This is a genomic window from uncultured Faecalibaculum sp., from assembly GCF_910588395.1.
GTDB lineage: Bacteria > Bacillota_I > Bacilli_A > Erysipelotrichales > Erysipelotrichaceae > Faecalibaculum.
On the sequence record NZ_CAJUPA010000007.1, the window covers coordinates 24,979 to 40,035 of the forward strand.

The window sequence follows — 15,057 nt, forward strand, 5'->3', positions numbered from 1 at the left end:
TGTACAGACCTCCTATATCAGCAGACTGATGACCATGTCGATCAGCTTGATGCACACAAAGGGCGTCACGATGCCGCCGCATCCGTAAATCAGCAGGTTCCGGGACAGCAGCTTTCCCGCCGGCAGTTCCCGGTACTTCACGCCTTTGAGCGCCAGGGGGATCAGTGCCACGATGATCAGCGCGTTGAAGATCACCGCGGACAGAATCGCCGACTCGGCCGAGTGCAGGTGCATGATGTTCAGCACCTCCAGACCGGGATACAGCACCGTGAACAGCGCCGGAATGATGGCGAAATACTTCGCGGCGTCATTGGCAATGGAGAACGTGGTCAGGGCTCCCCGGGTCATGAGCAGCTGCTTGCCGATGCGCACAATCTGAATCAGCTTCGTGGGAGAAGAGTCCAGGTCCACCATGTTGCCGGCTTCCTTGGCCGCCTGGGTACCGGTGTTCATGGCCACCGCCACATCCGCCTGGGCCAGTGCCGGGGCATCGTTGGTGCCGTCTCCGGTCATGGCCACCAGATGACCGTTTTTCTGATACTCCCGGATCATGTCCAGCTTGCCCTGGGGCGTGGCCTCCGCCAGGAAGTCATCCACGCCGGCTTCTGCCGCAATGGCTGCAGCAGTCAGCGGGTTGTCCCCGGTGATCATGATCGTTTTGATGCCCATGCGGCGCATATCCGCGAATTTCTCCTGAACACCCTGCTTGATGATGTCCTTGAGATGAATCACGCCCAGGATCTGGTCGTTCTGCAGCACCACCAGCGGCGTGCCGCCGGATCTGGCAATGTCTTCCACAATCGCATCGCAGTCAGCCGGCCACTCCACCTGCTGCACCCGGGCAAAGCTCTTCACCGAATCCGCCGCGCCCTTGCGGACCGACTGCCCCTGGAAGATGACCCCGCTCATGCGGGTTGCCGCGGTGAAGGGAATGAATTCCATGGAGGGATCCGCCGCCAGCTCGATGCCGAACTGCTCCCTGGCCAGCTGCAGCACGCTGCGCCCCTCGGGGGTTTCATCCGCCAGGGAAGACAGCACCGCCGCATAGGCCAGATCCCGCTGACTGACCCCTTTCACCGGCAGAAACGCGGCTGCCTGGCGGTTGCCCAGGGTTATGGTGCCGGTCTTGTCCAGCAGCAGCACATCCACATCCCCGGCGGCTTCAATGGCACGCCCGGACATCGCCAGCACGTTTTCCTGATTCAGCCGGCTCATCCCCGCAATGCCAATGGCCGACAGCAGCGCACCGATGGTGGTGGGGGCCAGACACACCAGCAGCGCCAGCAGCGTGGTGATGGAGGTGGGATTGGCCACACCCTGTTCCCTGGAGGCAAACGCCGAATAGCAGTACAGGGAAATGGTCACCAGCACGAAGATCACCGTCAGGGCGATCAGAAAGATCTGCAGGGCGATTTCATTGGGGGTCTTCTTCCGGGCAGCGCCCTCCACCACGGCAATCATCTTGTCCAGAAATCCCTTCCCCGGTTCCGCCGTCACGGATACCACAATGACATCCGACAGCACGGTGGTGCCGCCGGTCACCGCACACCGGTCGCCCCCGGCTTCCCGGATCACCGGTGCGGATTCCCCGGTGATGGCACTTTCATCCACAGAGGCAGCCCCGTATATCACATCTCCGTCCGCCGGGATCATGTCCCCGGCCCGGACAACCACCAGATCCCCGGCATGCAGATCCGTGGAATTCACCACCGTGACCTGCTCCATGGTCTCCAGAGACTCGATGCGGCTGGCTTCAATGTCCTTTTTGGCCTTCCGCAGGGAATCCGCCTGAGCCTTGCCACGGCCCTCCGCAATGGCCTCCGCGAAATTCGCGAAGAGGCAGGTGAACCAGAGAATGACAGCCACCGCCAGGGTGTAGCCGGATGCAGCATCCTGCCACCCGAACAGTCCCGCCAGCCACAGGCAGGTCACGGCGATCGCCGAAAGATACACCAGAAACATCACCGGGTTCTCCGCCTGGGTTCTGGGGTTCAGTTTTCGAAACGAGTCCAGAATGGCCCGTCTGATCATGGTTTTGTTCATATGCATCACCTATCCCAGAAATTCCGCCACAGGCCCCAGCGCCAGTGCCGGGAAAAAGCTCAGAGCGCCGATCAGCAGCACCACAAGAATCAGCAGAAAGACAAACATTCCGTTGTCGGTTTTCAGTACCCCGCTGTTGTCCGCCAGCGGTTTTTTCGCCGACAGAGAACCGGCAATGGCCAGGGCACCGGCCATGGGCACAAACCGCGCCGCCAGCATGAGCAGACCCCCCAGACCATTCAGCAGCCAGCCAGCTGTGCTGTACCCGCCCATGGCACTGCCGTTGTTGGCTCCCATGGAACTCCAGGCATAGAGCAGCTGGGTAAAGCCATGGGCACCGGGATCCAGTCCCTCCATGGGACACAGCGCGCTGATGGCGGATCCCGCCAGAATGCACACCGGTGTGGCCAGACAGAGAATCACCGCCCACTTCATCTCCCGGGGCTCGATTTTCTTGTGCATGAACTCCGGCGTGCGGCCCACCATGAGCCCGGCAATGAACACCGTCAGGATCACAAACGCCAGCATCCCGTACAAGCCGCTGCCCGCACCGCCGAAAATGACTTCCCCCACCTGCATAAGCACCAGACAGATCATGGAACTGACAGGGTTCATGCTGTTGAGCGCCGAGTTCACCGAACCGCTGGAAGCCGCCGTGGTGCTCGCCGACCACAGCGCACTGGACGCCACTCCGATCCGGGCTTCCTTTCCTTCCATATCCATCGCCTGCAGTTCGGGTATCATCACCGCGGCAGCTGCCAGCACAAAGAGAATGAACATCGCCGCAAAAACCGCATATCCCTGCTTCCGGTTCTTTGTCATGAACCCGAAAGAGAAACACAGCGCCATGGGAATCAGCAGAATGAGCACATTTTCAAGCACATTGGTCAGCGGCGTGGGATTCTCGAAGGGACTCGCGGAATTCGCCGCCGTGATCCCCCCGCCATTGGTACCGCTCTGCTTGATGGCGATCTGACTCGCCGCCATACCCCCGGGAATCCGCTGCTCCGTGATGATCACCGCATCCTGCACCGGCTTTCCATCCACCAGCACCTGTCCGTTTTCAATCAGCGCATCCTCCAGAATGCGGCCCTGCGCATCCGCCGCCACCGGCTCGCTCAAAGCGGAATACTGTTCGCTGTTCAGATTCATCGGCACACCCTGCTGCGCCAGGATCCCCGACACCAGCAGATTCAGCGGCAGCAGTACGAACAGCAGCGTCCCCAGCATGTCCTGCCAGAAATTGCCCAGCCCGTTTTTCTGCTTCTGGATCAGTCCCCGGATCAGCGCAAACAGCACGCAGATCCCCATCGCCGTCGACACAAAGTTCTGCACCGTCAGACCAAACGCCTGCGCTTGCCAGTCCAGAGACAGCACAGGGTCATAGGACTGCCAGTTGGTGTTGGTCACAAAGGAACAGGCTGTGTTGAACGCCACCCAGAACTCCATCCCCTGCGCCAGCAGGATCACAAGCAGAACCGCAAAGGACACAGCCGCCAGCAATCCCGCCGCCAGCAGGTACTGCTTCCAGTTCATCTCCCTGCTGCTGATGTGCAGCTTCTTCATCACAAATTCCTCTGTCCGGTTTGCAAACGGGACATCGTGGTTCAGCACTTTTTTGCACCAGAGCCCCAGCGGAACCGCCAGCACCAGTGTCAGAACCAGAGTCAGTATCGTCAATGACATACGTGCATCTCCTTTTCACAGACACGGTTATACCGGAAAAAGTGTGAAAGAGTCGTTAAAGAACGAAGCCGGCCTGTTAAGATTTCGGAAATCCCCGCAGCTTTCAGACCATGTAACCGCTGATACCGTTTTCCTGCCGATCCAGGCCGTGGCAGGCAGTCTGAAAAACACAAAAAAAGTCTGTGCCGCACACACAGACTGCCATGGGACAGGGGAGGATTCCGCCTAAAAACTGGTGATGACCGTGGCTGCCGCCAGGAAAATGCCGGGAATGTTGGCAGCGGCGATGGATTTCTGCACAGGTCTTGTCTTCAGGGCGTAGAGAGTCCACAGGATGCAGTTGACCGTAGCCACTGCCGGCTGGATCCAGCTTCCTTTGTCTCCGTGAAGATTGTTGATGATCTGGGCAATGTAGGATACATACATCAGGATGGACATGGCAGAGCCCACCCATCCAAGGGTCTGAATCTGTTTCTCGTTCATGAAGACTTCCTTTCTGCTGCAGGATACACTGCATTCGTTCCAGTCTGATGGTACAGCGTCCCGCACAGATGGTGAAACAGCGCTGCATCTTTTTTCTGACACACCAGATAATAGGTGGCCTGCACCTGGGGGTCATCAATGGGCAGATTACACACGTTGTCCGGAATGGTCCAGGGGACCACATTTGTGGTGAAATACGGAAAGGCCCCCACCAGCGTGGCGGACTGGAAGGCAGCAAAGTCATCGATGGAAGCAAAGTGGGCATCCGCCAGGCGACTGCGCACGAAGCCATTCCAGAATCCGATGCCGGTATGCAGCAGCAGATTCTGACCGGCAAGATCCGCCAGACGGATACTGTCTTTCTGCGCCAGAGGATGCTGGTTCGGGACTGCCAGAAACAGGGTTTCCGTAAACAGCGGCTGGGCCAGATATCCGGCTTCCGGCGGATGATGCAGAATCACCGCCTGCCATCTGCCGCTGTCAAGTCCCGCTTCCAGATCCCGGTTATCTTCCAGCATCTCCGTGTCCCAGCCCTGCAGATTCTCCTCCGTTTTCAGCTGCCCCGGTTTTTCCAGGTAAAACCGGATCCCCGGTGCACAGATGCCCAGGCTCCGGCTGGTCTGGCGGATGGCATCCAGAGCTGTCTGCTGCAGATCCGGCAGCTGGCCGGCAAACTCCGCTGCCACCCGGCCTGCAGGCGACAGGCTGATCCGGTTGTGCCCGGTGCGGATGAACAGACTGACGCCGGTTTCCTCCTCCATTTTCCGCATCATGGCCGACAGGGCCGGCTGAAAGAGATACATCTCTCTGGCTGTGTTCGTCAGCTTTCCTGTCCGGGAGAACAGCCAGAGCGCTTTCCACTGTCTGGGTTCTATCATGCATTCAGGATAAACCAGACTGATAGCACTATTCAGAATCCGTAATGTTGTCCTTCCGATGCCGGGGATATGCTTTGGGTGCAGGAACGGACTGGCAGACAGATCCGTTCAAAGGAAAGGCAGGTACATACAAAGGAATATGTGACATTGAACAACGGCGTGAAGATGCCCATGGAAGGCTTCGGGGTATTCCAGGTTCCCGATCCCGCACAGTGCGAGCAGGCTGTTTCAGGAGCACTGCAGGCAGGCTGCCGGCTGATTGACACCGTAGCGGCCTACATGAACGAAGAAGCCGTGGGTGCAGCCATCCGCAAGAGCGGCGTTGACCGGAAGGACATTTTTCTGACCACCAAGCTCTGGGTGCAGGACTTCGGCTACGAACAGGCGAAGAAAGCCATTGAAACATCCATGACGAAGCTCGGTGTGGACTATCTGGATCTGCTTCTGATCCACCAGCCGGAGGCACCGAAGACGATGCAGGAATACGGTGTGATACCGGAAGCCTGGGACCTTTCGCAGAGGGACAGTTCGGGATTTTCACCAATCCGGTTCTGACGGAGATTGCCAAAGCCCACAACAAGACCACCGGTCAGGTGATCCTTCGCTGGAATGTGCAGCGGGGTGTGGTGGTGATCCCGAAATCCGTGCACAAAGAACGGATTGAGGAAAACTTCAACATCTGGGACTTTGAGCTGACCGACGAAGAAATGAAGACCATATCCAGTCTGGATCTGGGCAAATCCAACATTGTGGATCACAACAGTGTGGATTTCATCAAGATGCTGCACTCCCTGAAAATTCACGACTGACGGCAGAAAAAACTTCCCGGCATTCTTTCCGTCTTTCGACCTCATCCTATTCGCATGCCTGCCAATAGAAAAGGCCAGGAACATGCTGCTCCCGACCATAACAGTCACTGAAAGCCACCCTTGCATTCCGGGAATGTCCTGTTGTTTTATGCTTCCAGATTCAGCTGTAATAACCAGGTGAATGTTCCTGGTTTCAGGATACGAAAAACCGGTCTGACTGACTGCTGCCCGTCGGGAAAAACCGGTTTCTTCGATGGTTCCCCAGCTTGTTTCTCTCTGCTCATTCATGGCATCAACGCACCGTCGAAGCCCTGATTGCCATCAACTGGAAAAGCCAAAATATGTGAAAAAACCGGAACCCATAAGATTCCGGTTTGCTTTCAAATGGTGGGGTCGATGCGACTCGAACGCACACGAGTTGCCTCACTACCGCCTGAAGATAGCGTGTCTGCCAATTCCACCACGACCCCGTGAAAAACAAAATGGTGAGGCCGATGCGACTTGAACGCACACGAGCTAAGCTCACTACCCCCTCAAAGTAGCGTGTCTGCCGATTCCACCACGACCTCATTTTGTATTGCATCCGGCTGTTGCCGGAACATTAGTTATGTTATCAGAGACCGGGACATCTGTCAAAACAATTTGGAAACCCAAAGATGGCGGCTCCGCCAAATTTGTACGATTTCGTACTTGAAGACCGATTTCATATCCAATATGCTGGTTTCTGACGATTTTGCAATCAGGAGGAACAAACATGGATACAACCTCTCTCAACTCCAGACTGGGACTGGCAATCAATACGACGGATCTTGCCTACAGGGAACTGGTTCTGAAAACCGGACTCTCCGAGAGCGTTTACTGGACCCTGTACATGCTTTGGAGCTCCCCGGTACCATTAACCGCCACACAGCTGGCAAAATACAGCGGTCAGTGCAAACAGACAGTTTCTTCCGCCCTGCACCGCATCCGCAGCGGCGGATACGTCTGCCAGGACAGCCCCCGGTCCCCGATCTCCCTGACCAGCGAAGGCAGGACCTTCTGTGACCGGCTCTTTACGCCAACACTGCACCTGGAACTGTCGGTTCTGGAAGAGATGGGAGAAGAAAAGGCGGAAACCTTTGTTTCCCTGTTCTCGCAGTATGTATCCATCTTCGAATCCAGAATGAAACAGCCGGAACCGGCAGAAAGGAGTCATACATGAATCAGCTCTCGGGACATTTCACCATACGGCGCCTGCTGAAATACTGTGCCGCCCCTGTTGCCATGATGGTATTCACCTCCATCTACGGCGTCGTGGATGGTTTCTTCGTCTCCAACTGGGCCGGACAGACGGCGTTTGCCTCGGTCAATCTCATCATGCCCGCTTTGATGATCCTCTCCGGTCTCGGTTTCATGTTCGGTACCGGCGGCACAGCCCTGGCAGCCCGTACGCTGGGAGAAGGAAAAGAGAAACTTGCCAGCGAATACTTTTCCATGGTCACCTGGACCGCTGCCATTGCCGGTCTGGTTCTGGGGATCATCGGATGCATCTTTGCCCCGGATATCGCCCGTATGCTGGGGGCTGACAGTTCCATGATGGCTGACTGCGTCACCTATGCCCGGGTTATCCTGGTTTTCAACGCCACCTACATGGTGCAGAATCTCTTTCAGTCTTTTCTCTCCGCCGCAGGGCGGCCCGGACTCGGATTTGTGATCACCGTGGCGGCAGGACTGACCAACATGGTGCTGGACTGGCTGTTTGTGGCTGTTTTCCACTGGGGCGTGGCAGGCGCAGCGATGGCCACCAGCATCGGCACTGTGATCGGCAGTGTCTGGCCCATGGTCTGGTTCATGAAATCTTCCCATACCCCGCTGCGGCTGGTGCCCGTGCGGTTCAGCGTCCGACCCATTCTGCAGTCCTGTCTCAATGGTCTGTCAGAACTCATGAGCAACATTTCCAGTTCCCTGGTGGCCATTCTCTTCAACTTCCAGCTCATGCGCTATGCCGGACAGCAGGGGGTGGCAGCCTACGGTGTGGTGATGTATCTGTCCTTTTTCTTCGTCGCTGTGTTCTTCGGCTATACCGTGGGAGCCAGTCCGGTGATTTCCTATCACTTCGGAGCCGGAGACCGCAAAGAACTGCATTCGCTGTTTTGCAAGAGCCTGGTGATCACCATCACCGCCGGTCTGGTCATGATGGGAGCTGCCGAGACTCTGGCTGAGCCGCTGTCCAGTCTCTTTGTGGGCTATGATGCCGGTCTGGAGGCAATGACCATCCATGCCATGCGGATCTTCGCCACCTGCATTGCCTTTGCAGGCTTCAACATCTTCACCTCGGCACTGTTCACGGCACTGAACAACGGAGTCATCTCCGCAGCTGTGGCCTTTCTGCGTTCCCTGGTGTTCCAGGCATCCTGTGTCATCATCCTGCCGCAGTTTTTTGCGGTGGCAGGCATCTGGTGGTCCATGACAGCAGCGGAGGTTCTGGCCATGATCGTAAACCTGGTCATTCTGGCGAAGGAACAGAAACGCTACGGATACTGATGTTTTCCGGCTGAAAGAAAACCTGTACAATCATGAAGAAAGTACAGGAGGAATTGCGATGATGAATGAATACAAACTGATTGCCTGCGATCTGGACGAAACACTCCTGAATACTGAGAAGCAGGTTCCCCAGCTCAATGCGGACGCCATTGCCGATGCCCGGAAGCAGGGCATCAAATTTGTCTGCGCCACCGGACGGGGCTATCCCTCCATCCAGGGCACGCTGAAGGAAATCGGTGCCTTTGATCTGCCGGAGGAATACACCATTTCCTTCAACGGCGGCGTGATCACGGAGAACAGAAACAACCGGATCCTGCACATGGAACCCATGGACTCCGATCTGGCCGAACTCATTTTCCAGCGGGGTCTTCCTTACGATGTCTGCGCTCATGTATATACCCCGGATACTGTCTGGATCTGGCACATCAATGCCCAGGAGAAGGCGTTTCTGGACGGGCGGATGGACTACCGGGAGTTTGAGGATACGGATCTGGGTTTCCTGAAAGGCCAGACAATCATCAAAGTGCTGTTCGAGAACACGGACTATGAGTACCTGAAATCCCTGGAAGCACAGTTTGACGACATCCGGGAACAGGTAGATATTTCCTATTCCTCCAACCGGTATCTGGAATTCAACAAGCGGGGTGTGAACAAAGGAGCTGCCCTGCTGCGGCTGGCAGATCTTCTGAACATTCCCCGGGAAGGAACCATGGCCATTGGCGACAACTTCAATGACCTGCCCATGATCCAGGCTGCAGGACTCGGTCTGGGCGTGGCCAACACCCATCCCGATATGAAAGATCTCTGTGATGCCATCCTGACCAGAACCAATGACGAAGGAGCAGTGGCGGAAGCCATCAGCCGCTTCTGTCTGAATCCGCAATCCTGAGAGGCGATCCTGCCTCTTTTTCTTCTGCCTTTTTCAGCCCCGGCAATCATCGGCAGGAAAAGAAAAGGAAGCCCGCAGACTTCCTCATGATTGTTATTCCTTCTCCAGCAGACAGACAGCTTCCACATTCGGTGTCTGGCAGAACATATCCACCGGCTGGATCCACCTGGCCTGCCAGCCGCCTTGGGCAAAGCGCTCCAGGTCCCGTTTCAGCGTATTCGGGCCGCAGCTGACGTAAACAATGCGCTTCGGGCTGATCCGCACAATGTCCCGGATGCCCTGTTCGCTCAGGCCTTTCCTGGGTGGATCCACGATCAGCACATCTGCCGGTTCCTGATTCTCTTTCGCAAACGCCGAAGCGTCCTGACAGCGGAAATCCGCGTTGTCAATACCGTTGAGACGGGCATTGTGACGGGCGTTGTCCACGGCTTCCGGCACGATTTCCACGCCGGTGACACTGGCTCCCTGGCGGGCTGCCAGCAGCCCCAGGGTGCCGGTTCCGGAATACATGTCAATGACCCGGTCTCCAGGCTGAATATCCGCGGCCTCCAGCGCTGTTTTGTACAGAACCTCCATCATCTCCGGATTGACCTGGAAAAAGCTCTTGAAATGCAGCCGGATCCGGATCCCCAGGCAGTCTTCCTCGATGCTGTCACTGCCGTGCAGGACGTCGTATTCTTCTCCCAGGATCACGTTGTCGTTCCGGCTGTTGTGATTGAACACCACGCTGACAAGCTCCGGAAAGCGGCGGACCAGCTGGCTGGTCAGCTCCCGGAAATGGTTTTCTTCGCCGATGAGCACCACCTGGCTCTGGCCGGTTTTCCGGCTGCGGCGCAGGAAAATGTGCCGGAGTCCTGCCGCGGTTTCGGGTGTCAGCGCTTTCCTTATATACTGGTAGAGTTCATTGAGCCGTTCATCCTGGATCAGACAGGTGTCCGTATCCACAATGGTGTGGGAATTCGGCCGGTAGAAACCGGTGATGACCTGTCCCTGCTCCGTGACCTGCACCGGGAACTGGGCTTTGTTCCGGTACCGGTACGGGTCTCTCATGCCCAGGATATCCCGGACTTCGATGCCCGCGAATTTCCGCTTCATCCAGTCTGTCTTCCAGGCCAGCTGCTGTTCATAGTTCAGGTCCTGGAGGGCGCAGCCGCCGCATTTGCCGAACACCGGACAGGGGGCCTTCACCCGGTCGGGGCTGTCGGTCAGGCGTTCCAGGACTTTGCCGATGGCAAAGGATTTTTTAGCCAGGATCACCCGGATCCTGGCTTTTTCCTGTGGCAGCAGCCCGGGAACGAATACCACTTCCCCGTCGTGCCGCAGCACGCCGTAACCCTGATCGGAGAGGTCCAGACACTCTCCGGTGAATTCTTCGTTTCGTTTCATGGCCCCATTATAAATTTGCGGTATCCGGATTGACAACTTTGGCGACAGCGGATAAACTCATAGCGTACTATTCAATAGCCTGCTATGTTTTATGGCGGCGGGCTTTGGAAGGAGGATACCGTGTGCGAATGCGACACTGACGGGAAACATCCCGAGGAACTGAGCTACTATGTCCACCGCATCAACCGGCAGTATGAAAAGCTCCGGGTTCTGGAACTGCAGCAGTACGATCTGACAGCCTCGCAGTTTGATGTGCTGTTCTGGATCTTCAGAAGGCAGGACCGGGACAAACTGGAAACGATGCAGAAAGACATCGAACGCTACTTCCGCATTTCCAATCCTTCTGTCTCCGGGATCATCTCCCGGCTGGAGCAGAAAGGCTATGTGGTGCGGACCCGAAGTGAACAGGACCGGCGGATCTGGTATATCCGCCCCACGGAAAAAGCCCGGGGGATTCAGAAATCTCTCTGGGAAGCACATCTGGAAACGGAAGACCGTCTCCGCCGGGAATACGGTGAAACGGCTTACCGTGACCTGCTGGCCGGGCTCAACCGGCTGCTTGCACTGCTGACTGAAGAAATAAAGGAGGAAAGCACATGCTGAAAGTGCTTCTGGCACAAATCAAGGAATACAAAGCCGACTCCATCAAGACACCGATTCTGGTCATGGGAGAAGTGGTGTTCGACATTCTGATTCCCTTCCTCATGGCCAGACTTGTGGATGACGGCATCAACAAAGGAGACATGCAGACCACCTGGCTGTACGCCGGTTTCATGCTGCTCTGTGCCATCATTGCCCTGGTGCTGGGCGGTCTCTCCGGCAAATACGCTGCGGCGGCTTCCTGCGGTTTTGCGAAAAACCTGCGGGATGCAGAGTTCCGCAACATCCAGAACTTCGCCTTTGAAGACATGGACAAATACTCCACCGGCGGTCTGATCACCCGGATGACCACCGATGTGACCAACCTGCAGATGGCTTACCAGATGGTGATCCGGGTTGCAGTCCGCACCCCCTTCATGATGCTGGCTTCCCTGTTCATGATCTTCTCTGCGTCCGCCAGACTGGGATGGATCATCGTGGTGATCCTGATCCTGCTGGCCTTCGTGATCTTCGGCATGATGAAGCTCGTGCACCCCATCTTCATGAAGATGTTCAAAAAGTACGACAAGCTCAACGAGTTCACCCAGGAAAACATTTCCGGTATCCGGGCTGTGAAGTCCTTTGTCCGGGAAGACTATGAGATCGATCATTTCGATACCACCAGCAAGGACATTTACAACATCAACAAGAAAGCCGAAAAGCTGCTGGTGCTCAACCAGCCGGTGATGCAGCTGGCTGTCTATTCCAGCATCCTGCTGATCTGCTGGATCGGCGCCCAGCAGGTGGTGGAAGGCTCCATGCAGGTAGGCTCCCTGATGTCGCTCTTCACCTACATCATGACGCTGCTGATGTCGCTGATGATGTTCTCCATGGTGTTCATTCAGATCATCATGTCCATGGCCAGCGCCCGGCGTGTGGTGGATGTCATCACTCAGGTTTCCAGCCTGCAGTCCCCGGCCAACGGCATCACCACAGTGAAGGACGGAGAAGTGCAGTTCGATCATGTGAGCTTCAACTACGCAGGGGATCCGGCTGATCCGTACATTCTGGAGGATGTGAACGTCACGATTCCTTCAGGATCCTCCTTCGGCATTCTGGGAGCCACCGGCTCTGGGAAGACGTCCTTTGTGCAGCTCATTCCCCGGCTCTATGACACCACGAAAGGCTCTGTCCTGGTGGGCGGCGTGGATGTCCGCAACTATGATCTGGAGGACCTGCGCAACAACGTGGCGATGGTGCTGCAGAAAAACGTGCTGTTCTCCGGTTCCATCATTGACAACATGCGCTGGGGTGCGGAAGATGCCACGCTGGATGAAATCCGGGAAGCCTGCAGACTGGCGCAGGCGGATGAATTCATTCAGAAGATGCCGGACAAATATGACACCTACATCGAACAGGGCGGCAGCAACGTATCCGGCGGTCAGCGGCAGCGTCTGACCATTGCCCGGGCCCTGCTGAAAAAGCCGAAGATCCTCATTCTGGATGATTCCACCAGCGCAGTGGACACCCGGACCGATCAGCTGATCCGGGAGGCGTTCCAGACAAAGATTCCCAATACGACCCGGATCATCATCTCCCAGCGTGTGAGCTCGATCCAGGATTCCGACATGATCATGGTGCTGGATGAAGGCAGAGTGGCTGCCACGGGCACCCATGAAGAACTGCTGAAGACCTGCCCGATTTACCGGCAGACCTACGAACAGCAGCAGAAAGGAGGAGACTTTGATGAACAGTAACCAGAACAAGGGCGGCCTGAAACGGGTGTTTTCCCTGGTATGGAAAAACTACAGAATCCAGGTTGTGGCGGTTGTCTGCCTGATCCTCTTCTCCGCTCTGGCCAATGTACTGGGTTCCACTTTCCTGCAGACGCTGATTGACCAGTACATCACACCGCTGTCCACCCAGGCCAATCCGGACTTCGGTTCCCTGCTGAAGGCCATCGCCGGCATGGCAGGCATCTATCTGGCCGGCATCCTGGCCACATGGTCCTGGGCAAGGCTGATGGTCAACATTTCCCTTGGCACCCTGAACGATGTCCGGGAAGACCTGTTTTCCCACATGGAAACCCTGCCCATTTCCTACTTCGACACCCATGCACACGGCGACATCATGTCGATCTACACCAACGATACCGACACCCTGCGGCAGCTGATTTCCCAGTCTGCCCCCCAGGTGCTGTCCTCCGGCGCACAGATCGTCTTTGTGCTGGTGTCCATGTTTATCATGAACTGGCAGCTGGCACTGGTCACGGTGGTGATGGGCGGCGTGATGCTGTACGCCAGCCGCTTCATCTCTTCCCGCTCGGGACGGTATTTCCGGGAACAGCAGAAACAGCTGGGTGCGGTCAACGGCTTCATCGAGGAAATGATGGAAGGCCAGCGGGTGGTCAAGGTGTTCACCCACGAAAAGAAATCTGTGGAAGACTTTGACGAAGTCAATGACCGGCTCTGCGATGCCAGCACGAATGCCAACAAATTCGCCAACATCCTGATGCCCATCTGCATGAACATCGGCTATATCTCCTATGTGCTGACAGCCCTGGTGGGCGCTCTGTTCGCCATCAATGGCATGTTCGGTATGACCCTGGGGACCATTGCCGCGTTCCTGCAGCTGAACCGGTCGTTCAACAACCCCATTGTCCAGATCTCCCAGCAGGTCAACGCCGTGGTCATGGCGGGCGCAGGCGCGCAGCGGATTTTCGCTCTGCTGGATACGCCTTCCGAGGTGGACAAAGGCATCGTGACGCTGGTGCGGGCCAGAGAGGAAAACGGTCACTGGGTCGAAACGCAGGAATACACAGGTCACTGGTGCTGGAAGCACCCCCGTCCCAACGGAGAAACCCAGCTGGTGGAACTGAAGGGCGATGTCCGGTTTGATGATGTGAACTTCGGCTATACGAAGAAGAAACAGATCCTGCACGACATCTCGCTGTTTGCCAAACCCGGTCAGAAGATTGCCTTTGTGGGTGCCACCGGTGCCGGCAAGACCACGATCACCAATCTGATCAACCGGTTCTACGACATCCAGAGCGGCATGATCACCTATGACGGCATTGACATCAAGCTGATCAAGAAGGATGACCTGCGTCATTCCCTGGGAATCGTGCTGCAGGATACCAACCTGTTCTCCGGCACGATCATGGACAACATCCGGTTCGGCAAGCTGGATGCCACGGATGAGGAGTGCATCGCCGCGGCAAAACTCGCCCGTGCGGATGATTTCATCCGGCATCTGGACCATGGCTATGAAACGGTGATCGAGGGATCTGGTGATTCCCTGTCTCAGGGACAGCGGCAGCTGATTGCCATTGCCCGGGCCGCAGTGGCCAACCCGCCGGTGCTGATTCTGGACGAAGCCACGTCTTCCATTGACACCCGCACCGAGCGGCTGGTGCAGGAAGGCATGGACCGTCTGATGAAGGGCCGGACAACCTTTGTCATTGCCCACCGGCTGAGCACGATCATGAACTCTGATGCGATTATGGTTCTGGACAACGGCCGGATCATTGAACGCGGCGACCACGATGACCTGATTGAACAGAAGGGCACGTATTATCAGCTGTATACCGGCAAGCTGGAAATGGACTGATGTCCGGACACAGACGGGACGGGTAGACGAAATCTGAAACTGTCAGGGAGCCTCCGGGCTCCTTTTCTGCTGGCTGGCTGTGCCCGGGCAGAATACAGGCCCACTGTTCAGGGACCTGGTCATTTCTTCCGGAACGCAGATCCGCAGACCATTCAGCATTTCGAAACGAGTG

The 15,057-nt window shown here is 56.6% G+C and carries 13 protein-coding genes and 2 tRNA genes; 8 read left to right on the plus strand and 7 right to left on the minus strand.

What is annotated here, in order from left to right; genetic code table 11:
- Nucleotides 1-12 precede the first annotated feature (12 nt).
- From kdpB to QZ305_RS03065, 4 genes are all read right to left on the minus strand, one after another.
- The gene (kdpB, locus tag QZ305_RS03050; RefSeq protein ID WP_294730015.1) at nt 13-2,043 is read right to left on the minus strand and encodes a potassium-transporting ATPase subunit KdpB; all 2,031 of its coding nucleotides are present in this window, start codon (nt 2,041-2,043) and stop codon (nt 13-15) included.
- Nucleotides 2,044-2,052: 9 nt separating this feature from the next.
- Nucleotides 2,053-3,729, minus strand: a complete 1,677-nt coding sequence (locus QZ305_RS03055; protein WP_294730016.1) for a potassium-transporting ATPase subunit KdpA — start codon at nt 3,727-3,729, stop codon at nt 2,053-2,055.
- Between the two features lie 225 nt (nt 3,730-3,954).
- Nucleotides 3,955-4,212, minus strand: coding sequence for a SemiSWEET family transporter (locus tag QZ305_RS03060; RefSeq protein ID WP_294730017.1), 258 nt, complete (start codon nt 4,210-4,212; stop codon nt 3,955-3,957).
- Nucleotides 4,209-5,090, minus strand: a complete 882-nt coding sequence (locus QZ305_RS03065) for a LysR family transcriptional regulator (protein ID WP_294730019.1) — start codon at nt 5,088-5,090, stop codon at nt 4,209-4,211. Before QZ305_RS03065 ends, QZ305_RS03060 begins: the two co-directional genes overlap by 4 nt.
- Nucleotides 5,091-5,231: 141 nt before the next feature.
- Here QZ305_RS03065 and QZ305_RS11765 point away from each other — a divergent pair, with 141 nt between their 5' ends.
- Nucleotides 5,232-5,645: an aldo/keto reductase gene (locus QZ305_RS11765; RefSeq protein ID WP_366096605.1), complete on the plus strand. Its 414-nt coding sequence runs from the start codon at nt 5,232-5,234 to the stop codon at nt 5,643-5,645.
- A gap of 38 nt (nt 5,646-5,683) precedes the next feature.
- The gene (locus QZ305_RS11770) at nt 5,684-5,899 is read left to right on the plus strand and encodes an aldo/keto reductase (RefSeq protein WP_366096603.1); all 216 of its coding nucleotides are present in this window, start codon (nt 5,684-5,686) and stop codon (nt 5,897-5,899) included.
- Between the two features lie 385 nt (nt 5,900-6,284).
- Here QZ305_RS11770 and QZ305_RS03075 read toward each other — a convergent pair.
- A tRNA-Leu gene (locus QZ305_RS03075) sits at nt 6,285-6,369 on the minus strand.
- Between the two features lie 13 nt (nt 6,370-6,382).
- A tRNA-Leu gene (locus QZ305_RS03080) sits at nt 6,383-6,468 on the minus strand.
- A 185-nt stretch (nt 6,469-6,653) separates the two neighbouring features.
- Between QZ305_RS03080 and QZ305_RS03085 the strand changes: the two genes are divergently transcribed.
- The 3 genes from QZ305_RS03085 to QZ305_RS03095 are packed head-to-tail and all read left to right on the plus strand — an operon-like array spanning nt 6,654 to nt 9,311.
- The gene (locus QZ305_RS03085; protein ID WP_294730021.1) at nt 6,654-7,100 is read left to right on the plus strand and encodes a MarR family winged helix-turn-helix transcriptional regulator; all 447 of its coding nucleotides are present in this window, start codon (nt 6,654-6,656) and stop codon (nt 7,098-7,100) included.
- Nucleotides 7,097-8,422, plus strand: a complete 1,326-nt coding sequence (locus tag QZ305_RS03090; RefSeq protein WP_294730023.1) for an MATE family efflux transporter — start codon at nt 7,097-7,099, stop codon at nt 8,420-8,422. The genes QZ305_RS03085 and QZ305_RS03090 overlap by 4 nt, the downstream gene beginning before the upstream one ends.
- A 58-nt stretch (nt 8,423-8,480) precedes the next feature.
- Nucleotides 8,481-9,311, plus strand: coding sequence for a Cof-type HAD-IIB family hydrolase (locus QZ305_RS03095; RefSeq protein ID WP_294730024.1), 831 nt, complete (start codon nt 8,481-8,483; stop codon nt 9,309-9,311).
- Nucleotides 9,312-9,404: 93 nt separating this feature from the next.
- Here the strand turns inward: QZ305_RS03095 and rlmD are convergent, their stop codons facing one another.
- Nucleotides 9,405-10,697, minus strand: a complete 1,293-nt coding sequence (rlmD, locus tag QZ305_RS03100; RefSeq protein ID WP_294730026.1) for a 23S rRNA (uracil(1939)-C(5))-methyltransferase RlmD — start codon at nt 10,695-10,697, stop codon at nt 9,405-9,407.
- Nucleotides 10,698-10,817: 120 nt separating this feature from the next.
- On the opposite strand from rlmD, the gene QZ305_RS03105 reads away from it, so the two are divergent.
- Genes QZ305_RS03105 through QZ305_RS03115 form a run of 3 tightly spaced genes read left to right on the plus strand, consistent with a single transcriptional unit; the run spans nt 10,818 to nt 14,885 of the window.
- A complete protein-coding gene (locus tag QZ305_RS03105; RefSeq protein WP_294730028.1) occupies nt 10,818-11,300 on the plus strand; it encodes a MarR family winged helix-turn-helix transcriptional regulator in 483 nt (160 codons plus the stop codon).
- A complete protein-coding gene (locus QZ305_RS03110) occupies nt 11,294-13,033 on the plus strand; it encodes an ABC transporter ATP-binding protein (RefSeq protein ID WP_294730029.1) in 1,740 nt (579 codons plus the stop codon). The genes QZ305_RS03105 and QZ305_RS03110 overlap by 7 nt, the downstream gene beginning before the upstream one ends.
- Nucleotides 13,023-14,885, plus strand: coding sequence for an ABC transporter ATP-binding protein (locus QZ305_RS03115; RefSeq protein WP_294730030.1), 1,863 nt, complete (start codon nt 13,023-13,025; stop codon nt 14,883-14,885). Before QZ305_RS03110 ends, QZ305_RS03115 begins: the two co-directional genes overlap by 11 nt.
- The last annotated feature ends 172 nt before the right edge of the window (nt 14,886-15,057 follow it).